The sequence below is a fragment of the Peribacillus sp. FSL E2-0159 genome (genome assembly GCF_038643155.1).
Classification (GTDB): domain Bacteria; phylum Bacillota; class Bacilli; order Bacillales; family DSM-1321; genus Peribacillus; species Peribacillus simplex.
Genome location: NZ_CP152053.1, coordinates 2,147,737 through 2,167,580 on the forward strand (window position 1 = coordinate 2,147,737; position 19,844 = coordinate 2,167,580).

At 38.3% G+C, this 19,844-nt stretch carries 18 protein-coding genes and 4 pseudogenes; 18 read left to right on the plus strand and 4 right to left on the minus strand.

Features of this window, described 5'->3' with window-relative positions:
* Positions 1-189 precede the first annotated feature (189 nt).
* Positions 190-879 (minus strand): annotated as a pseudogene (locus NYE63_RS10570) (globin domain-containing protein); the annotation flags it as partial.
* A 478-nt stretch (positions 880-1,357) separates the two neighbouring features.
* On the opposite strand from NYE63_RS10570, the gene NYE63_RS10575 reads away from it, so the two are divergent.
* Both NYE63_RS10575 and NYE63_RS10580 read left to right on the plus strand, forming a co-directional pair.
* Positions 1,358-1,504, plus strand: a complete 147-nt coding sequence (locus NYE63_RS10575) for a hypothetical protein (protein WP_328152100.1) — start codon at positions 1,358-1,360, stop codon at positions 1,502-1,504.
* Between the two features lie 572 nt (positions 1,505-2,076).
* Entirely contained in the window at positions 2,077-2,853 is a 777-nt protein-coding gene (locus tag NYE63_RS10580; RefSeq protein ID WP_342605086.1) for a GNAT family N-acetyltransferase, read from the plus strand.
* An 84-nt stretch (positions 2,854-2,937) separates the two neighbouring features.
* Here the strand turns inward: NYE63_RS10580 and NYE63_RS10585 are convergent.
* Positions 2,938-3,033, minus strand: a pseudogene (locus NYE63_RS10585) (SAM-dependent methyltransferase); the annotation flags it as partial.
* A 441-nt stretch (positions 3,034-3,474) separates the two neighbouring features.
* Here NYE63_RS10585 and NYE63_RS10590 point away from each other — a divergent pair.
* The 6 genes from NYE63_RS10590 to NYE63_RS10615 all read left to right on the plus strand — a co-directional run bounded on the left by NYE63_RS10590 (position 3,475) and on the right by NYE63_RS10615 (position 6,846).
* The gene (locus tag NYE63_RS10590) at positions 3,475-3,795 is read left to right on the plus strand and encodes a PadR family transcriptional regulator (protein ID WP_342605087.1); all 321 of its coding nucleotides are present in this window, start codon (positions 3,475-3,477) and stop codon (positions 3,793-3,795) included.
* Positions 3,796-3,866: 71 nt separating this feature from the next.
* Entirely contained in the window at positions 3,867-4,220 is a 354-nt protein-coding gene (locus tag NYE63_RS10595; RefSeq protein ID WP_342605088.1) for a DUF1048 domain-containing protein, read from the plus strand.
* A gap of 200 nt (positions 4,221-4,420) precedes the next feature.
* Positions 4,421-5,182, plus strand: a complete 762-nt coding sequence (locus NYE63_RS10600; RefSeq protein WP_342605089.1) for an ATP-binding cassette domain-containing protein — start codon at positions 4,421-4,423, stop codon at positions 5,180-5,182.
* A 3-nt stretch (positions 5,183-5,185) separates the two neighbouring features.
* Positions 5,186-5,935 (plus strand): ABC transporter permease, encoded by a 750-nt coding sequence (locus NYE63_RS10605; protein ID WP_342605090.1) that lies wholly within the window; start codon positions 5,186-5,188, stop codon positions 5,933-5,935.
* 10 nt (positions 5,936-5,945) lie between these two features.
* On the plus strand, positions 5,946-6,173 hold the full coding sequence (locus NYE63_RS10610; protein WP_342605091.1) for a carboxymuconolactone decarboxylase family protein: 228 nt from the start codon (positions 5,946-5,948) through the stop codon (positions 6,171-6,173).
* A gap of 460 nt (positions 6,174-6,633) precedes the next feature.
* Positions 6,634-6,846 carry a hypothetical protein gene (locus NYE63_RS10615; RefSeq protein ID WP_342605092.1) on the plus strand — a complete coding sequence of 71 codons (213 nt, stop codon included), beginning with the start codon at positions 6,634-6,636 and terminating at the stop codon, positions 6,844-6,846.
* Positions 6,847-7,306: 460 nt separating this feature from the next.
* On the opposite strand, the gene NYE63_RS10620 is transcribed toward NYE63_RS10615, so the two are convergent.
* Positions 7,307-8,194: a DMT family transporter gene (locus NYE63_RS10620; protein ID WP_342605729.1), complete on the minus strand. Its 888-nt coding sequence runs from the start codon at positions 8,192-8,194 to the stop codon at positions 7,307-7,309.
* Positions 8,195-8,427: 233 nt separating this feature from the next.
* Between NYE63_RS10620 and NYE63_RS10625 the strand changes: the two genes are divergently transcribed.
* Positions 8,428-8,910 carry an Lrp/AsnC family transcriptional regulator gene (locus NYE63_RS10625; RefSeq protein ID WP_342605093.1) on the plus strand — a complete coding sequence of 161 codons (483 nt, stop codon included), beginning with the start codon at positions 8,428-8,430 and terminating at the stop codon, positions 8,908-8,910.
* 3 nt (positions 8,911-8,913) lie between these two features.
* Here NYE63_RS10625 and NYE63_RS10630 read toward each other — a convergent pair.
* Positions 8,914-9,122 (minus strand): annotated as a pseudogene (locus NYE63_RS10630) (PLP-dependent aminotransferase family protein); the annotation flags it as partial.
* A 96-nt stretch (positions 9,123-9,218) separates the two neighbouring features.
* On the opposite strand from NYE63_RS10630, the pseudogene NYE63_RS10635 reads away from it, so the two are divergent.
* The 9 genes and pseudogenes from NYE63_RS10635 to NYE63_RS10675 form a co-directional block, all read left to right on the plus strand.
* Positions 9,219-9,671 (plus strand): annotated as a pseudogene (locus NYE63_RS10635) (aminotransferase class I/II-fold pyridoxal phosphate-dependent enzyme); the annotation flags it as partial.
* A 118-nt stretch (positions 9,672-9,789) separates the two neighbouring features.
* Positions 9,790-11,097 (plus strand): MFS transporter, encoded by a 1,308-nt coding sequence (locus tag NYE63_RS10640; protein ID WP_342605094.1) that lies wholly within the window; start codon positions 9,790-9,792, stop codon positions 11,095-11,097.
* 391 nt (positions 11,098-11,488) lie between these two features.
* A complete protein-coding gene (locus NYE63_RS10645) occupies positions 11,489-12,676 on the plus strand; it encodes a hypothetical protein (protein WP_342605095.1) in 1,188 nt (395 codons plus the stop codon).
* A gap of 17 nt (positions 12,677-12,693) precedes the next feature.
* Positions 12,694-13,920 (plus strand): Zn-dependent hydrolase, encoded by a 1,227-nt coding sequence (locus NYE63_RS10650; protein WP_342605096.1) that lies wholly within the window; start codon positions 12,694-12,696, stop codon positions 13,918-13,920.
* Between the two features lie 2 nt (positions 13,921-13,922).
* Positions 13,923-15,098: a M20 family metallopeptidase gene (locus tag NYE63_RS10655; protein WP_342605097.1), complete on the plus strand. Its 1,176-nt coding sequence runs from the start codon at positions 13,923-13,925 to the stop codon at positions 15,096-15,098.
* Positions 15,099-15,756: 658 nt separating this feature from the next.
* Positions 15,757-17,064 (plus strand): amidohydrolase, encoded by a 1,308-nt coding sequence (locus NYE63_RS10660; RefSeq protein ID WP_342605730.1) that lies wholly within the window; start codon positions 15,757-15,759, stop codon positions 17,062-17,064.
* A gap of 117 nt (positions 17,065-17,181) precedes the next feature.
* Entirely contained in the window at positions 17,182-17,370 is a 189-nt protein-coding gene (locus NYE63_RS10665) for a twin-arginine translocase TatA/TatE family subunit (RefSeq protein ID WP_063236065.1), read from the plus strand.
* Between the two features lie 56 nt (positions 17,371-17,426).
* Positions 17,427-18,179 (plus strand): twin-arginine translocase subunit TatC, encoded by a 753-nt coding sequence (tatC, locus tag NYE63_RS10670; RefSeq protein WP_342605098.1) that lies wholly within the window; start codon positions 17,427-17,429, stop codon positions 18,177-18,179.
* Positions 18,180-18,476: 297 nt separating this feature from the next.
* Positions 18,477-19,253 (plus strand): DeoR/GlpR family DNA-binding transcription regulator, encoded by a 777-nt coding sequence (locus NYE63_RS10675; protein WP_342605099.1) that lies wholly within the window; start codon positions 18,477-18,479, stop codon positions 19,251-19,253.
* Positions 19,254-19,844: the final 591 nt, after the last annotated feature.

Consider the following 19,844-nt stretch of genomic DNA (forward strand, 5'->3'; position numbering starts at 1 on the left):
AGAAGGCAGCCAACGGCCTTTTAAACGTATGATTTGCTGAAGTAGAACTATTAGATTTTATCTATATTATATTAACGACTTTAGTCTCCTTATTTCTCTCCTAAAATAGCGAGTGGACTAAATACCTCGTAATGGATATGGTCTTTTGAAACACCCCACTGACTTAAGGCTTTATTGATCGCTTCCATCTTTCAGTTGTTGATGTAAATAGTTAGAGACAATTCCAGGTGGAGCATCACCGTGCGCATCTTCACGTTTAACACTTATTCGATAATAGTCTTTTCCTGGTGAATCCGATAAACTGTAATGACGAATATGTGTATATTTCTCTCCTGGAATTTCAGCCTTTAGTGTTAAATATTGTCCAGCTTGATAAGAAGAAATGCTTTCTTTATTTTTCGGTTTCAAATAAAAAGAAGTAACAACATCACTTTCTTCCACCCTCTTATCGAGGCTAAAGATTCGGTAACCTTCCCAACCGCCCTCCTGTTGTTCTGCTTCAGCATAGAGTTTCTTTTCAATGTCAATAAAGGCCTCCGCAATATAGCCATATGCCTTTCCCCATGCATCTATTATCTCATCGGTGGCTGCATCACCAAGCACATCTTTCACTGCTTGAAGTAGAGTTTCACCTACAACCGGATACTGTTCAGGTACGACCCCAATCGCACGATGTTTCTCGGTAATTCTTGTAATAACGGGCATAATCGCTTCAAGGTTCGTAATATGTTCACCTGCAGCATAGACCGCATACCCCAATGCTTCCTGTTGGATTCCTCTTTTTTGGTTGGTTTGATTAAAAAGGTTGTACAAATCAGGAGCTTTTGAAAAAAGTAATTCATAGAATCTTTTTCCTATTGGTAATTAATGTAGAAGTATATGTAAACAATTGTATTATAAGGAATTAGACGTTTTAATTTCGCATAATTACCTTTTTAAAATTAATCAACTAAAAATATAATTTAGGGAACTCTTTAGAGGTTCTTTTTTTGTTCATAATTAAAAATTTTATAGGCTAGATCCTAGAAACGTTTTAGTTTAATAGAATAAATTCCACCTGAATAAGTAAGGGGAGTTTAATTTAATAGAATATACTCCACTTCATTAAGTAAGAGGGGGAATTTAAATGTTAAATATGAAAATTTATGTTGGCAAGGCTAAGAACAGGTGGAACAGTTTCACAGTAGGAATAATCGTTGGTATCGGAAATGATCAATATTACATAGTAAGGTTTAGAGATGGGAGGAAAACGTGGATTAGGAAAGATTGGATTTTGTTTTGGTATTAGAAAGCTCCCTGCGGGGAGTTTTTTTAGTATATAGTAAAATATAGGAAAACATTAAATAGGGGGATGTAAATGAAAATTTTATCAAAGTTATCGTTAATCCTTATCTGTGCATATTTTTTGATTCCTGCATCCGAAGATTTTATGACTTGGAAACCATCTTTTTATTTTTTTGATGAAAATGGACATGTAATAGATAAATTAGTGGATACACCTTAATGAATCTCTTTAGAGGTTCTTTTATTTATTTTAGTAGCCGTTAAATACCAAAGAACATTTCTAAAGTTTGGTAAATTGTCTTTTTACTTACACTTTTTAATTGTGTTATTGTGTTATGAAATCATTAAATGACTCTAGTGTGTCTTTTTACTTGTTCAACTAACGGTGCTTACATTGATAAGAAAGGTTGCTAAGGCAGCCTTTTTCTTATTGAACTATCGGGGCAGTTAGTGGAAGAAGGAATAACAATACTTAGTCTAGAAACAATCAATAGGTGATGAAAAATAATGATTTTAAAACATTTTCTCTTATATTCGGATGATGATGAAGGAATTGCAGAAGTAGATAAAAACTTGTCTTTTCAATCAAGATGTATAACAACTCTATACAGTTCAACCGTTTGTAATAAAGTTGCACCGTTTTGAAAAAAGTTCAACCGTTTATATGTGGATTTTTGATAATGTAGGATTTTCTCTTATTAAGCAAACGGGCCAGATTGTAAAGTAAGATTGTACAATTAACTTGGAGGTTAGAGAAGGATTTTACGAAACTAAAATACGAGGTGTCCAAACATGAGATTTTATTTTAAAGAATGTAAACAAAGTGATATTGTGGATTTAATCCAAAGATATGTTAGCACATTAAGTTCTCCTATTGATTCCTTTTTAGAGGAGCACATTCTCAATTCCGTTTTTTATACAATCAGATACAACTCTGAAGTTGCAGGTTATTATGCCATACATAATAACCAGTACCTAACTCAATTTTATTTAAATTTATCATACTACAAAGAATCCCAAGAGATATTTGACAATGTTCTTAAGGATCATTCAATTCGGTCAATACTGGTTCCAACATGCGACGAACTTTTTTTAAGTTTGGTATTAGATCATGATTATAAGATCGAAAAACAAGCTTACTTTTTCCAAGATAACAAAGTGGAAATTCCTAAGGAAAAATTATTTAAAGATGGGGAATTCAGAGCTGCGGTGCCTAGCGATGCTACAAAAATAACTGAGGTATGTCAGGACTTCATTGATAAAGTGGAGGAACGTATTGAAAATAGGGAAATATTCACCTACACCAAAGGAAGTATTCTGCTTGGAATAGGAATTATGGAAACAAGTAAGTTACTTGATAGATATGGAAATATCGGCATGTTTACAAATGAACAATACAGAAAAAAAGGAATAGGCAGAACGATAATTCATCATTTAAAGGAATGGTGTTATGACAATAATCTAAATCCGATTTGCGGTTGTTGGTATTATAATACTTCCTCGAAACAAACTTTAGAAAGTGCTGGTATGGTCTCTAAAACAAGATTATTAAATATCAAAGTCCCATAGATTTTTAAATGAATGAATTTATTGCTAATCTTGAGTTATTTCATAATCGCTCCCGATAGTGGAAAAGTGAAGAACGCGAAGGAGTTACTCTTCAGAGATTATTAAGAACATAGGTCTACGAAGTTCTTCTTTCATTTCGGGAATACTCTTTAACATTTCTTCGGAAGGAATTGGTCACTGGAATTAGGAGAAAACCTCATCGTTTTCACACCAGAGAAACCGGAACCTACATGTACAGCTGCTGGATGGGAATGATCCGCGGTGTAATCATTGTGAAAGAAGCATAGGAGGTAGTAAAAGCTCCATAAAGAAAATCGGCTGTATCCAATGGGGATAGCTGGTTTTGAAAATATTTAGAAAATCCAGTTGACAGTTCACCTACTACGTGCTACGATATACATGTAGTAAGTCATACTGGATACCAACACCACTGAATAGTGAGGTTATAAAAATATTTTTAAGAAAAATAGTTGACACCTTCTACTCGGTGATACAATATACATGTAATAAGTAATACTGAATAGTGTGATTTCCCAAAAGCTATTCAGTAAAAATTTACCTTAGTACTCTGTTATACTGAATATAAGTCAGACAAAATAGAGGAGGTAGGAGGATCTAAACATGGAAAATTTAACTGAAATGCTGAAGGGTTCGCTGGAAGGCTGCGTGCTGGAAATCATCAGCCGCCATGAAACCTATGGCTACGAGATTACCCGCCGCTTGAACGAGCTTGGGTTTACCGAAGTTGTGGAAGGGACGGTTTATACCATCCTCGTGCGATTAGAAAAGAAAAAACTTGTGAACATAGAAAAGAAACCGTCTGATATGGGGCCACCCCGCAAGTTTTACTCACTTAATGAGGCTGGCCGCCAGGAACTTGAATTGTTTTGGGCAAAATGGGATTTTGTATCATCAAAAATCAACGTCTTAAAGTCAATCTAGCTTCATAAGATATTCCGTACGATATTTTTGGAGTGTCTTGTTCAGCTTTATAAAATAGGAGGAAAAATAACATGATGGAAATGTTCAAAAAAATGATTGGTGATAAAAAAGAGTATAAGATGATGATGGCACGGGTTGAAGCCCTGCCAGAGGACTACCAGTTTGTATTTAAGAAAATTCAAAACTACATGTGGAATTTCTCAGCGGGTAGCGGGATGGATATGCTGCAAATGCAGTATGAATTAATCGAGTTGTTCGAATCCGGTGCGGCGGAAGGAAGACAAGTGCTGGAAATCACTGGGGACGACGTGGCGTCCTTTGCCGACGAACTAGTGGCAAACGCTAAAACCTATGTCGCCAAGTATCGTGAAGATTTGAATCAGAGTATCATGAAGCGATTGGGAAAAAATAAATTCAATAGATAATACCGACTGAATAGCTGGTTACAAGGGTGAATTGCCACCTTCGCTATTCAGTTATATTTTCACCCTGGTACTAAGTTATACAGATTATCAGTCAGACTAAATAGAAGAGTTTAGGCAATCTAGCTCCGCAAGGCGCCTGACCGGATAATTACGGATCTCGCAAGCGGCCTTGCAGCTCTTTTTATAAGGAGGAAAAAAGTATGAGTAATGCAGGGATTTCTGTAAAAGGGTTAAAAAAATCCTTTAAAGACAAGGAAGTCTTAAAGGGGGTGGATTTTGAGGTGCGGCGGGGCGAAATTTTCGCACTACTGGGCTCAAATGGAGCGGGCAAGACGACGACGGTCAACATCCTCTCGACGCTAATGAAGGCCGATGGCGGCGAAGTAAGTATTTGCGGCTTTGACGTCCAGCGTCAACCAGATCATGTTCGCCAGAGCATCAGCCTGACAGGACAGTTCGCAGCTTTAGACGGCATGCTCACCGGGCGGGAAAACCTGATGATGATCGCCAAGTTACGGGGAGTTTCCAATCCCGCTCAAGTCGCCGACAATCTGCTTGCAAGATTCAGCCTGACCGATGCGGCCAACAGCCGGGCGGACAAATATTCCGGAGGGATGAAGCGCCGGCTTGACATCGCCATGAGCCTGATCGGGACGCCAGCAGTCATTTTTCTCGACGAACCGACGACAGGGCTTGACCCCGAAGCGCGGATTGAAGTCTGGGATACCGTCAAGGAGCTTGCCGGCGGGGGCACGACCATCTTGCTGACGACCCAGTACCTGGAGGAAGCCGAACAACTGGCGGACCGTATCGCCATCCTGCATGGCGGAAAAATCATCTCGACCGGGACCCTTACCGAACTCAAGGAGATGTTCCCGCCAGCGAAAGTGGAGTACATCGAGAAGCAGCCGACATTGGAGGAAATTTTCCTCGCGATCATCGGCAAAAAGGAGGAGATGTAATAAATGAAAAGCAAAACAGGGGTATTACTAGGACGTTTAATGCGCAACATCATGCGCAGCCCGGATACAATTATCACGGTGGCGATTACGCCGATTATGATGCTACTGCTGTTTGTCTACGTATTTGGCGGCGCCATAGAGACAGGTACGGACAACTACGTCAATTATTTATTGCCGGGAATTTTGCTGATGGCTATCGCATCCGGCGTCGCTTACACTTCCTTGCGGCTGTTTACGGATGTAAAGAGCGGGCTGATGGCGCGTTTCATTACCATGCCTATCAAGCGCTCGTCGGTATTGTGGGCTCACGTGTTGACCTCGCTTGTTTCCAATGCGCTTACTGTCGTGGTGGTTATCCTCATCGCGCTCTTGATGGGCTTCCGTTCCAGCGCTGATATCCTGGATTGGCTCGCGGTAGCTGGGATACTCGGGCTGTTTACGCTGGCGCTGACATGGCTGGCGGTCATTCCCGGATTGACAGCGGGGTCTATGGAAGGGGCGACAGCTTACTCGTACCCGCTGATTTTCCTGCCGTTCATCAGTTCGGCCTTTGTCCCCACCGAAACCATGCCTAAAATTGTCCGTGCGTTCGCTGAGAACCAGCCTGTGACTTCAATCGTGAATGCGATTCGTGCCCTCTTATACGAAGGGTCTGTTGGCACCGGTATCTGGATCGCGCTTGCTTGGTGCGTCGGCATCATGGTCATCGCTTACTTTTTCGCCAATAAAGCATTTAAACGCCAGTTAGGGTAAGTACACCATTATGGAATTAGCCATATCAATAGTCAGCCGCTGCGATGAATGCATTTGCTATCACATAGAAGGCTTCTTAAATGCTGGGGCAACGATCGATGAAATCATGGAAACCCTCAAAATTGGTGTGATTGGTGGGGGCTCGATCACTTATCCCAACGTGAGGTTTGCCATGCATGCTTCAGAAATATTTTCAGCGCGTAGTGCTCTTTCGCAGGAGGAGAAATTAAAAGAATAAAGCCCAGAGATATAATTGACAGTAAAAGAGTAGACTCCGAAGGTCGTTGACTTACAACCATCAAACTTAAACCATACTTTCTACCTTCCTTTGCAATTCGTTCTATTGATTTTTTTGAGGCTTTATATTCAGGAGTAGTTCAATTTAACATTGAGCCTGCATTGTTGCATTATCTTCAAAGAGTCATCAAAAAAAATGAAAAACTATGTAAAATATATAAAATAATCCAAAAATTGTATATATAATCGTTTTTATGGTAAATGTTTCCGTTTCCAACAACTTTGTCCAAAAGTGCTTGATGTACGATAATAAATAGTAGCTTCTGAACATGCTAGAACCAGCACTATGCTATGCCGAATATATGCAGGGGTGATACCGGCAGCTTGTAGTGCTTACACCTATAGTTATGCTGTAAAAGGAGAAGGAGCAAAACAAATTTACCTATCTGGAGGAATGTAAAATGGAACAAATGTGTATGAAAATGACGATGATGACATGTATGGAAAGAATGATGTGTGAAATGAGTTGTATGAAAATATTGATGGATCAGATGTGTGACATGAACATGGAAATGAATATGGACATGGATCAAATGATGTCTAAAATGCAAGAGGGCGATGAGATGATGACATCTATGATGAACATGATGGTTAGAATGAAAGAAAAATGCTAAACATATTTAAATGGCACCTTATCCTATTAGGATAAGGTGCTTTTATATTCACATTCACCATTTTATAAAATGTTTTATTCAGAAAATGCTACTAGCTCCACCTCATGGAGACTGCTTTTTTTAAAACGAATTTCGCGGTTTAAAAGTTACAGTTCCTACGAGGGGGTGCATTTGAGAATGTTCCAAAAGTAATTGATAGTTTAGATTGAAAATTCCTTACTAGGATTTTAGAGTATTATTTTTTCTCTTCTTCTTCATAGGACGATGCAAATGCTTCCGGGTTAGTTATCTAAGCGATCGGTACGTTTTTGCATCGGATGCTTCAAGTATTTTAATTAGCATAAAGACTTTTACTCCCTAATTATGTACCAATTACAGCACATATTTTACTTAACTAGTTATAAAATGTTGGTGTATATTATTTTGCACAGTTAAATTTAATTGTATCTGAAATATTACTCTAAGATTCAGATAAACGCATTTTTTTTAATCCTTCTAGTCGAGTGAATCGAGTGAAAACAAAACAACCTATAATAACAATCAAACCACCGACGACTTGGAATAGTGTAATTTCTTCTCCGAGTATTAACATCGCTAAGATTGCAGTAAAGATTGGATTGAAATTTAGAAACAGACCAGCATTCGTTGCTCCCAATTTCTGTACGCCAAGATTCCATAGGACCATACACACTACAGTTGAGACGACTCCCGTGTATAAAAGTGACAGAATAAAAGCAGTATCGATATTTGTAATAAATGATCCCTCAATGATGGCGAAAGGAGTTAGGATAAGGACTCCGAATACACCAGCGTACAATGTAGCCATTAAGGGGCTAACATAATTCATAGCATGTTTGCTAAAAATCGCATACATCCCCCAAATTAGGGATGCCATAAGCATCCACAAATCACCAATGTTCAAGTTTAAGGAGGTTAATACAGCCACGTTCCCATTTGTTAAAACAACCAGCACACCTATAAATGACAGGCCAATTGCTCCAACCTGTAAAAGATTGATTTTTTCTTTAAGAAATATAACAGAAAAGATAGCTATGAAAACGGTGTTTAAAGTTGATATTAATCCTACATTTGTTGACGAAGTATAATTAAGTGCTTGAAATTGAAAAACGTTAAACAAAACAACTCCTGTTAATCCCATAAAAAACAATGGTTTTATAGCTTTCTTAGGTGGTGTTAATTTTTTTTCTTTTTTCCATACCATTGGAATTAATACAATAACGGCAATGAACCACCTTAATGCAGATAAAGTGATAGTTGAACCGTGATCAATTAGAGATTTACTAATAACAAAGTTACCTGCCCATAGTAAACTAGTTAATAGCATCATGAGCGCATACAAGTGTACCTTTTTCAAATTAAAAACCCCCCTTTAAACTCTTTATATTCTGATTACTAAAACGATTAATTAATATAAGTATATGTTACAATTAATTTAATAAAGTTACATCTTAAAAGAAAAAATCAATAAAAATCAGTGTTAAATTGCTTTTATGATTAATTAAATTAAAATCAATAACTGTTTTGGAACATATACATTAATATTATTAAGGGGGATTTTGGGTGAAGAGCTCAGAGAAGGAATTATTTGATGATATTGATTACCGGATATTAGACTGCATTCAATCAGTGAATAATATTAGTAACACTCAAATCGCAGAAATTGTTAATTTGTCTGCACCTGCAGTACATACTCGGTTAAAAAAAATAGCTTCTCAAGGTATTATTGATAAACAAGTAGCTATTTTAAACCAACAAAGATTAGGATTTGATCTTCTCTGTTATGTGTATATGAGCACTGACATCCACCGAGAAGAAGAACTGAGGACTCTTGAAGACCAGCTAATAAACATAGATGAGATTTTAGAATGCCATAGTCTTACAGGAGAGTTTGATTATCTCATGAAAATTGTAGTTAGGGATCGTAGAGAATTAGCTCAGTTTATAAGGAAATTAAACAAGATGAAGGTTACCAGAATCCAAACGAACCTGTCATTGCGGGAAGTGAAAAGCACAACCGCATTGCCAATTAAAGGAGAGTTTTAACGAATTCATATCCTCAATATAGATGACCTGTTCTGATGCAAATGATGCGACTGCTGGAAGTGGTTTTATGATGTGAAGATGATACGTTGCATCTTCAAAATGAACTGGTTATACTTTTTGGCAATTGCTGCAATCACTTTTCGATTCTCGACAGACATACAGCAAGCTGTCGGATTATGATTATCCGGGATCTGGTAAATGCCTTTAAGATTGATCATACTAAAGATAAAGAAGCCATAACTGCTCATGTATACCTTAAATATCAAAAGGGTAAAGGGAGATTTATGTTTATCAAAATCAATAGCACCGGGGTACGACTAGCCTATGTAGCAGTGCCAAGTCAATTCAGGGAGCCAATTTCAAAGGCACTTTATAATTTAAATATATCAGTTTCCACGTTATTAGCAGAACTGGCGGCACGTACTATTGTATCGAATCAATTTGAAGTCTTAGTTGAGAGTCATCGGGAACAAACATTTCGCAGAAACCAAGTCGTAGATCGATATTTGGCAGACTATACGTGTTTAGGTGTTGAAACAGGCATCTTTCGTTGGTTGCTATTATCAGGCAAGATTACAGGTGCAGAATTTGAAACGTTAGCTGCACAGCAGGGGGTACAAGTGTATGCAGCTGAACGTTTTGTAGTTGGAAATAGTTGTCCAGAGAGGGCTGTAAGGGTGTCTGTCTGTGCACCGGAAACGCTTGAAGAGCTTGAGCGAGGATTGATTATCCTTATACGTTTACTAAACGAATTTACCTAATATTGTTCGCCATACAATTATAATATTGTATGGTTTTTTTGCGCGTGTTATGATGATTCAAATCTAGTTGGAGGATTATAAGAAATAGAATTAGCTTTCTAGAAAGGAAGGTTAGATTGTGTTACATAAAGATAGTGAAAAAGTGTTAGATGTACAATCGGCTTGGTTACAAGGCTACATTAGTTCCTCAGAAAAACAACAACAATTATATAAAAGAACATTAATGGTTGTTGTCATATCCCAAATTTTTGGAGGAGCAGGACTTGCAGCAGGAATAACTGTGGGGGCACTTCTAGCCCAAGATATGTTAGGTACAGATAGTGTAACGGGAATTCCTACGGCGTTATTTACTTTAGGGTCAGCAGGGGCTGCGCTACTTGTGGGACGACTTTCTCAGCGATTTGGACGTCGTCCTGGACTTGCAGCAGGATTTTTGGCTGGAGGTATCGGTGCCATTGGAGTAGTGATTGCAGCATTAACAAATAGCATTCTACTTTTATTTACTTCACTGCTCATCTACGGGGCTGGAACGGCTACAAACTTACAAGCACGCTACGCAGGAACGGACTTGGCTAACTCAAAACAAAGGGCAAAGGCTATTAGTATGGCCATGGTTTCCACCACATTTGGTGCTGTTGCAGGCCCAAACCTGGTGGATGTAATGGGTGAGTTTGCTATATCCATAGGAATTCCTGCTTTAGCTGGTCCATTTATATTAGCTGCTACAGCTTATATACTTGCTGGTTTAGTTCTATTAATTTTACTTCGTCCTGATCCCTTTATTGTTGCAAAAGCAATATCAGAAGCTCAAAGAACAACCAGTAATTTACTTTTAGAGGAAAATTCTAATTTGTTATCGATAAACAGGCGAGGCATTTTTGCAGGAGCTGCGGTAATGGTTCTAACTCAATTTGTTATGATTGCAATTATGACGATGACACCCGTACATATGGGACACCATGGACATGGTTTGAATGAAGTAGGGCTTGTCATTGGATTTCATATAGGTGCTATGTTTTTGCCTTCGTTGGTAACTGGTTTTCTTGTTGATAAAATTGGCCGTGCTGTAATGGCTATTGCTTCTGCCATTACGCTACTTGTTTCTGGCATTTTAGCTGCTATGGGACCTGATGATTCAATGGTAGTACTCATTACAGCACTTGCTTTACTTGGGCTTGGCTGGAATTTTGGTTTAATAAGTGGCACAGCAATTCTTGTAGATGCAACTCAACCTTCTATTCGGGCTAAGACGCAAGGGTCTGTGGATGTTTTGATTGCTTTGTCAGGAGCATTAGGAGGAGGCTTATCTGGAATGGTTGTAGCACAATCTAGTTATGCAGCCCTTTCAATTGCTGGTGCTGTGCTTTCATTACTGCTTATTCCAATTGTTATTTGGGCCGGTATCAACAAACAGAGTAAGGTCTAATAAAATAACTGAAAATTCAAGATGCTATTAGAGTAAAGGTAGCTATTAAACTTATAAATAATTGTTAAACGTAATCAATTATAATTAATCAGAGCTGTCCTTAGACGGCTTTTTCTTTTTGAAATAAAAGGTTGGTGTTTAGATAATTCAGTCACTAACGAGATAAAGAAGTATCCAAAGATAATTGTTTGATTAAAATTATTTTGATATACCCAACCATTTAATTATTTGAGAATATTTGGTTTTTAAAATCAGAATTAAAGCACTTACATTTCCTATTATCTGTGTATAGTTAACTGAAAATATCAAATTATCTTTAAATTTTGATTATTCAGTGTTATTATATTATAAGAATATTCAAACTACTAATTCGGAAGGTGAGGGAACTCTTATGTCACAGATGTTGGCTTTAGTTATTGTTATTCTGATTTTATTTGTAGGAGACATAGTGGCGGTTCGAACAAAAGCCTGGGTACCTTCCGTTTTCATTTCCGCGATCCTATTTCTATGCGGTTATTGGACATTCTTCCCGCAAGACATCGTTTCAATAGCAGGTGTTCCACCGGTAGTTGCAACCATGATGATGTACCTATTGATCACAAACATGGGAACTTTGCTTTCGGTTCAAGAATTGATGAATCAATGGAAAACGATTGTCATCTCCTTATCTGGTATTCTTGGTATTGTTGCACTATTATTCGGAATTGGCACATTTATATTTGATCTGCAAACTGTCCTTGTAGCGATTCCACCTTTAGTGGGCGGAATGGTATCTTCAATAATCATGTCAGAAGGAGCGGCAGACGCAGGACTTACGAGTTTGTCCGTTTTTGCCATCGTTATTTATGTGATGCAAGGCTTTGCTGGATATCCTTTAACTTCAATTGTCTTGAAAAAAGAGGGGAAAAAGCTTTTGGGGCAATATCGCAATGGGCAATTAACGGTAAAAAAGAGTGATACTGCAGCCGCTACAGAGGGGATGACGGAACTTAAGCTGTTTAAAAAACTTCCTGAAAAATATAATACCGAATATTTTAAATTTTTCAGACTTGCGGTTGTTGCTTTTCTCGCTTACCTTGTTTCGGCAGGATTAGAGCCGATTATATCAATAAATGCATTTGTTCTTTGCTTACTATTCGGGGTTGTCGGAAAAAGTATAGGTTTCTTGGAAAGACAGACACTGCAAAAAGCAAATGGATTTGGATTTGCCATCATGGCCCTTATGCTCTTCGTCTTTGACGGTTTAAAAAGTGCAACACCAAGTATGATGATGGAGATTCTCTACCCACTTGTTGTTTGCATTTTCTTAGCTGTGATTGGTATGTATATATTCTCATTCATTACAGGGAAATTGTTAAAAGTCAGCAAAGAAATGGCGTTTGCTGTATCTTTAACAGCATTATACGGATTTCCAGCCGATTACATTATCACCAATGAAGTCGTCAATTCATTAACAAAAGATGAAAATGAAAAAGAAGCATTGCTAAGCCATATGCTGCCGCCAATGCTTGTTGGTGGATTTATATCGGTTACAATTGTGTCGGTTATTTTGGCAGGAATATTCGTACAATTCTTGTAAAATAGGAGGGATTCTAAGTGAGTCTTATCGAACGTATAGAAAAGCAAATAAATGATTTGAGCGAATTTACATCAACACCCGGAAAAGGGACAACCCGGCTTACGTATAGCAAGGAAGACTTACTTACACGCAATTATATTAAAAATAAAATGATGGAATACGGTCTAACAGTACGGGAGGATGGACTTGGAAATATTTTTGGAAAGCATGAAGGTACTTTAAAAGATGCACCAAGCGTTTTGATCGGTTCACATTTTGATTCCGTACCAAATGGCGGTGCGTATGACGGACCAGCCGGTGTAATTGTCGCTCTAGAAGTGGCTGCCCTATTTGCAGAAAATCAATTAACACCTAAATATCCATTGGAAATCGTTGCCCTGATTGAAGAAGAGGGTGCTCGTTTTGGCGGAGGACTAATGGGGTCTAGAGGAATAGTGGGAACACTTAGTGAGGAAAGTTTTAAAAACTTAAGGGATAAAGAAGGTATCACAACAATTGAAGCGATGTCAAAAATTGGTCTGGATTCATCACTTCCGAAAAGGAGAAGTCCTAATAGCATTAAAGCATTTCTCGAATTGCATATAGAACAAGGACCAATCCTTGAAGAGAAGAATATCCCCATAGGTGTTGTAGAAGCCATTGTTGGTTTAACCCAATTAGAAGTAACCATTGAAGGGAAGGCAGGACATGCAGGCACAACCCCGATGGATCGCCGTACGGATGCATTGGTTGCAGCCGCTCAAATTATATCTCAATTACCGAGCTTTGCAATTGAGGAAGGTGAAGGAACGGTTATCACGACAGGGCGACTACATGTTCTACCAAATGGAGCCAACGTCATCCCAAATAAAGTCGAATTTTCGGTAGATATCCGATCTAGCAAGGAAGAACATATTAACAATGTCATCAAGCGGATGAAAGAATTAATTGAATCCTATCATGAGCAGGGGATCCATACAACTGCGGAACAGGTGTTATATATGCCGCCAAAGGTATTGAGTGATGAGATAAAAGCTTTATTAAAAGATAAAAGTTTTGATTTGGAAATTCCATACTGTTCCATTAATAGTGGAGCAGGTCATGATGCGATGGTTTTTTCCGATGTGACTGATGTTGGCATGCTCTTTGTTCCAAGTAAAGCAGGACTAAGTCATTGTCCAGAGGAATGGTCTGATGCACGTCATTTAGCAAATGGAGTGCAAATATTTTACGAAGTGGCTAAATGTTTAACGGAGGTAGAATGAGAATGATTAATCAAACGATAAAAGTAGCGATTCAAAATAATAGTGATGAATTAATTGAAATACGTAGAAAACTTCATAGCGAACCTGAGTTATCATGGGAAGAAGAAAGTACAACTGCCTTTATTTGTGAATACCTTGAAAAATTAGGAATACCTTATCGCAAAGCAGAACCAACAGGTGTCATTGCAGAGATTAAAGGCGGTAAGGCAGGAAAGACGGTAGCATTAAGAGCGGATATGGACGCCCTATCTGTTGAAGAATTAAATAAAGACTTGCCGTATGCTTCAAAAGAAGAAGGGAAAATGCATGCATGTGGTCATGATGCACACACATCAATGCTATTAATTGCAGCGAAGGCACTAAACGAAATAAAAGTAGAATTACCTGGGAATGTGCGATTAATCTTTCAGCCAGCTGAAGAAGTAGCAACAGGTGCAAGGGAAATGGTTAAACAAGGGGCTGTTGAAGGAGTTGATAATGTTTTTGGCATACATATTTGGTCACAAATGCCAACAAGCAAGGTTGCTTGTACTCAAGGACCTTCATTCGCTTCAGCAGATATCTTTACAGTAACGTTTAAAGGAAGAGGGGGACATGGTGCAATGCCACAGGATTGTATCGATGCAACTATTGTGGCTTCTTCATTCGTCATGAATGTACAATCTGTCGTATCAAGAACGGTCGACCCGCAAAGTCCCGCAGTTTTGACAGTTGGAAAAATGGTCGTGGGCACACGATTTAATGTCATTGCAGAAAATGCCGTTATTGAAGGGACTGTCCGTTGTTTTGATCCTAAAACACGTGATCATATTGAAAAACAGCTCCAGATTTATGCTGAAAATGTTGCTAATATTTACGGTGCGACCGCACAGGTTGAGTATTACCGTGGAACGCAAGCTGTCATTAATGATGAATACAGTGCCAAATTAGTGCAAAAAGTTGCTTCAAATGCATTTGGCGAAGACGCAGTATATAATGAAAATCCAACAATGGGTGGAGAAGATTTTAGTTTCTATTTAGATGAAGTACCTGGAAGCTTCGCTTTAGTTGGATCTGGAAACCCTGAAAAGGATACGGAATGGGCCCATCATCACGGGAAATTCAACATTGACGAAGATGCGCTTGCTACCGGTGCAGAACTTTACGCTCAATATGCCTGGGCATATTTGCACGAATGACGGACTGGATAAAAAAAGGGAACACGAAATTGTTAAAAGGATGTTTGAATGCCAGAAGGCCGCCGATTGGCGGCCTTCTGGCGTTAAGGGTTAAATTCACTAAAAGGGCTTTGCACATAGTCAAAAAGGGAATGGATTTTATCATTCCCTTTTTGTTTTCCATTAATAAGGGATGAAACAATAAAGATTCTTTTGTGGAAATTAAAAGTGAGAAATCAATTAATTATCTATAAAAACTTAAAATAACTTAAATTAATGCAGAATTAATTGCTATTAAAAATAAATAGACTTATAATTGGATCTATAGGGTGAAATCATGTAAATGGACGGGTGACTATTTCGACAAATATGAAAATGGATTGATATCGAAACAATTTGTTAAATAAATGATAAATCCAAAAACACAACTAGAAGAGATATGAAAAATTGGAAGATAAGAGAAAACTCAATCAAATATTGGATGGTTGCCTCTTGTTCTCCAATGAAGTCTATTAATCATGATCATCTTAAAATACAAACGTACTAGAGGAGGATTTTACAGGTGAATCAGGAAAAGGAAGGTTTGTCCCGCAGAAAGTTTATAGGTAACGTCTGTAAAATTGGAAGCGCTTCCGCGGTTCTTGGTGTCACGGACACGATGGGAATGTTCATGCCTGAGATGGCAAGTGCGGATACTGAGAAGAAGGCTGGCCATATCACCAAAAAACCAGGAAAGAACAGTTCCTACATGTTGATGAATGTTCGATTGGAAAGTGGATACAAGTATAAAAATGGCCAGGTCGTCGCAACCGAAACCGTATTGAGGAACCTCCATATTGTTAAAGGCACCATTACCAGAATACTAGATACTAAGTCCCCTTATGGAAAAGGTATCGATTGCTATGACGCGAAAGGCATGCTTCTACTTCCTTCTTTTAGAGATATGCATATTCATTTGGATAAAACCTATTATGGGGGTCCTTGGAGAGCAGCTGCGACGAGGAAAAATGGCATTTTTGACATGATTACCTTGGAGCAGACACTGCTACTGGAGCTCCTTCCAACAGCCCAGGAGCGGGCGGAGAAATTAATTGAACTAATTCTTGGCTACGGCTCGACATATGTCAGAAGCCATTGCAACATCGATCCAGTCGTTGGTCTAAAAAATCTTGAGAAACTCAATCGGGCTTTAGCAAACTATTCAGATAAAATATCACATGAAATCGTTGGCTTTCCTCAACATGGCTTGCTTCGTTCAAATGCTCAGGGACTTATACGCGAAGCCATGCAGCTCGGAGTTACACATGTTGGCGGACTAGATCCAACCTTAGTTGACGGTGATATGGAAAAATCGTTACAAACGATGGTACAGATCGCGGTGGACTACAAAGCAGGAATTGATATTCACCTTCATGAAGGTGGCGAAACGGGATTGAAGGCAATTCGTCGATTGGCTGATCTGACTGAGGAAGCCGGTCTGCAGGAGAAAGTGACGATCAGTCATGCGTTTTCGCTCGCTTCGTTAGGGGATGGCGCCGACGTAGAAATGGCAAAACGCCTTGCATCGCTGGGTATTTCCATTGCCTCAACCGTTCCGATCGGCAAAGACGTAATGCCGATTCCGCTGCTTCAGAAGCATAAGGTGAACGTCATGCTTGGTAATGATAGTATTACTGATCACTGGTCACCATTCGGGATTGGCGATACGCTGCAGAAGGCACATCTCGCTGCAGATCTGTATGGATGGTCAAACGAATACAACCTGTCTCGCGCACTTTCCCTTGCTACCGGCGGCATTACACCACTAGACGATTCCGGTAAGCAAATATGGCCAAAGGTAGGCGATGCCGCGACCGCCATACTCGTTCCAGCAAGCTGCTCGGCCGAAGTCGTAGCCCGCCTGCCTAAGCGTGCTGCCGTATTGCATAAGGGAACTCTGTCTTCGGGTTCTCTGGATAGCGTGAAGCCTAAGCTTCATACCAATTAAAAGGGTATGACATTGTTAATGAACCTTGGTAAAAAAGAATTGGGGATAGGTTCGATGAGCACATAAACGTATATCGTTTTAAAGGAATTACAAAATAAAATACCAATGGGGGAAGTTATGCTACAAAATATTGGAATACCAGGATTGATGCTAATTTTAGTGATTGCCCTTATTATTTTCGGTCCTTCAAAGTTACCGGAAATTGGAAGGGCGTTTGGCTCAACATTAAGAGAATTTAAAAAGTCTACAAGAGACCTTGTAGCAGATGACACTAATGCAGATGTGACCAATAAGAAAGAAAGCTAATCAAATAAATGAAGAGGGGATGTAGGATCTGTCTTACATCTTTTTTTCCTGGAGTGATGAAGTTGGAAAATCAAAAAAAAACGAGCATGATTCAGCACCTTGAGGAGTTACGTAAACGTATTATTATCACTATAGTCGTTTTCACGCTGTTCCTCGTACTGACATTTATTTATGTTCAAGATATTTATAATATAATAGTTAAAGACTTGCCGTTTAAGCTAGCTCTGTTAGGACCGAGTGATATCATACTCGTTTATTTAATTATTGCCACCGTCGTTGCCATCGCTGCTACTATACCGGTTGCTGCTCACCAAACTTGGCTGTTTGTACGTCCAGCGTTAACACCAAAAGAACGCAAAGTTACTAGCGCTTATATTCCAGCACTATTTATTCTATTCACACTAGGAATCAGTTTTGGTTACTTCATTTTATTTCCGCTTGTACTGAATTTTTTAATGTCTCTATCAAACGGCATGTTTACTACTTTCTTTACCACGGAGAAATATTTCCGATTTATGCTTCATATGACACTGCCTTTTGGATTTCTGTTTGAAATGCCGGTTGTCATTATGTTTTTAACAAGTTTAGGAATAATAAATCCATACCGTTTGCAAAAAATCAGGAAATATTCTTACTTTATACTAATAGTTATTTCAATTTTGATTACTCCACCAGACTTTCTATCAGATATCCTAGTTACGATCCCTTTATTACTATTATATGAAAGCAGTGTAAGCTTATCCAAATTCGTATATAAACGGCATCAAAAGGAAAAAGAAGGTAAAAAAGAGATGTATGAATCTGTTTAAAAAGGGCCTGGCACTAAGACAGTATCATCTCCATTTTAAGGTTGATTTTTTTTCATGCCCGGAATATACCCATCCAATGGCCGGGATAATATTATCTATAATTTTGTGGGCTTAACCGTCATGTTTAATCCCTGGTTAATATCCCCTTTTTGGAATTCTGATAACCAAATATATTGATTAAAGTGTTCAGTATTTACTTATAATCTACCCTCGAAAGCTTAATTATCCTTAATATAATTCATGTTTCGTTGTGAATAAACTTGGATTAACTTATAATTAAATCTACGAGGTGAGATCATGTTACAGGATGAACGATTAGACGCAATTATTCAATATTTAAATGAAAATGAACGGATTGATATTGAAACAATTTGTAAAATAAATAATGTATCTAAAGATACGGCCAGAAGAGACTTAATAAATTTAGAAGAGGAGAGAAAGATCATTCGAATACGGGGTGGGGCGAAAAAGGCTCTGCTTTCCAATGAAGTCCATAATTATGGTGAGCGTATGAACATGGCATCGGAAGCTAAAAGTAAGATCGGAAAATTTGCAGCTTCTTTGATAAACGATGGTGACCATCTTATTTTGGATGCCTCCACAACAGTTCAATTTCTAGCTAAATATTTAACGAGCCGGAACAATACGGTTGTGACTAATTCGATTAACGTTACCAGTGTATTAAGCCCAAGAGAAGATATAAAAGTTAATTTATTAGGTGGAACATTAAGCACTAGACACCAAGCCATATATGGTTCAAGAGCCATTAGAGATGTCCAGGATTATAAGGTGAATAAATGCATCATTGGTACTTGCGGAATATCTTCTGAAGGACTGTCTACTTCCATCGAGGAAGAAGGCCTCCTCGTTCATGAAATGATTAAGCGTTCTGACCAGGTCATTGTGATTGCAGATTCAACGAAATTCAATAAAACTTTTTTTCAAAAGGTATGTGACTTAGACTCCGTTGATATAGTGATTACAGACAAAGAAGTACCAAAAAACATGCAGGAAATCCTAAAAAAACATGTGGTAGAAGTGATTGTGGTTCCAGGTCAAGAAAGAGACAATTGAGTATTAGAAATATGGGTTCGAGTTTAAAAACTACTCCCTTGATATAATGAGTATCAGTAAACTTCGAATTTCTTGGTTTCAGCCTGAAATAGTGTTGAACGACAAGCAACAAGATATGCTTGTGAATCACGTGAAAAAATAATTCATGAAAAAAGAGCGCCTAGAGGTGCTCTTTTTTCAGTGGATAGATTGTAATTTAACTTTTATAAAGGTGGAAGCGGTATACTCCACATTGCTGGTAAACGAAAATAAGCCTTTGGAATTTACCTTTTGTAATCATTTCAGCATCAAGTTGAATGTTGCATGAAACATTTCATAAAGATAAAAAACCATGGTAATTCATTCTCTAAAACCCTTATGTGTAATTCATTATTTTGTTTATACATTTCAAGATAAGCTGGATGACAAATGTTCCAGTGTAATCTTCAAATGGATGTGAAGGGGTTGTATTCTTTATCTGCTCTGAAAGGGACTGGTTTACTTCTTTCATCATTACTTTTATTTTAGCGGTATCTTCTACAGCTCGTTTATGCCTTCAATTGGTTATAATTCAAGGACATCATCATAGATTTAGTACGCAATCTCACTTAT

What these genes read in the sequence shown, in the direction of transcription:
- NYE63_RS10645 (WP_342605095.1), top strand. Translation starts at nt 11,489, where the DNA reads ATGTCACAGATGTTGGCTTTAGTTATTGTTATTCTGATTTTATTTGTA.
- NYE63_RS10580 (WP_342605086.1), top strand. Translation starts at nt 2,077, where the DNA reads ATGAGATTTTATTTTAAAGAATGTAAACAAAGTGATATTGTGGATTTA.
- NYE63_RS10590 (WP_342605087.1), top strand. Translation starts at nt 3,475, where the DNA reads ATGGAAAATTTAACTGAAATGCTGAAGGGTTCGCTGGAAGGCTGCGTG.
- NYE63_RS10620 (WP_342605729.1), bottom strand. Translation starts at nt 8,194, where the DNA reads ATGATGCTATTAACTAGTTTACTATGGGCAGGTAACTTTGTTATTAGT.
- NYE63_RS10615 (WP_342605092.1), top strand. Translation starts at nt 6,634, where the DNA reads ATGGAACAAATGTGTATGAAAATGACGATGATGACATGTATGGAAAGA.
- NYE63_RS10660 (WP_342605730.1), top strand. Translation starts at nt 15,757, where the DNA reads ATGGCAAGTGCGGATACTGAGAAGAAGGCTGGCCATATCACCAAAAAA.
- NYE63_RS10605 (WP_342605090.1), top strand. Translation starts at nt 5,186, where the DNA reads ATGAAAAGCAAAACAGGGGTATTACTAGGACGTTTAATGCGCAACATC.
- NYE63_RS10665 (WP_063236065.1), top strand. Translation starts at nt 17,182, where the DNA reads ATGCTACAAAATATTGGAATACCAGGATTGATGCTAATTTTAGTGATT.
- NYE63_RS10675 (WP_342605099.1), top strand. Translation starts at nt 18,477, where the DNA reads ATGTTACAGGATGAACGATTAGACGCAATTATTCAATATTTAAATGAA.
- NYE63_RS10610 (WP_342605091.1), top strand. Translation starts at nt 5,946, where the DNA reads ATGGAATTAGCCATATCAATAGTCAGCCGCTGCGATGAATGCATTTGC.
- NYE63_RS10595 (WP_342605088.1), top strand. Translation starts at nt 3,867, where the DNA reads ATGATGGAAATGTTCAAAAAAATGATTGGTGATAAAAAAGAGTATAAG.
- NYE63_RS10600 (WP_342605089.1), top strand. Translation starts at nt 4,421, where the DNA reads ATGAGTAATGCAGGGATTTCTGTAAAAGGGTTAAAAAAATCCTTTAAA.
- tatC (WP_342605098.1), top strand. Translation starts at nt 17,427, where the DNA reads ATGAAGTTGGAAAATCAAAAAAAAACGAGCATGATTCAGCACCTTGAG.
- NYE63_RS10575 (WP_328152100.1), top strand. Translation starts at nt 1,358, where the DNA reads ATGAAAATTTTATCAAAGTTATCGTTAATCCTTATCTGTGCATATTTT.
- NYE63_RS10655 (WP_342605097.1), top strand. Translation starts at nt 13,923, where the DNA reads ATGATTAATCAAACGATAAAAGTAGCGATTCAAAATAATAGTGATGAA.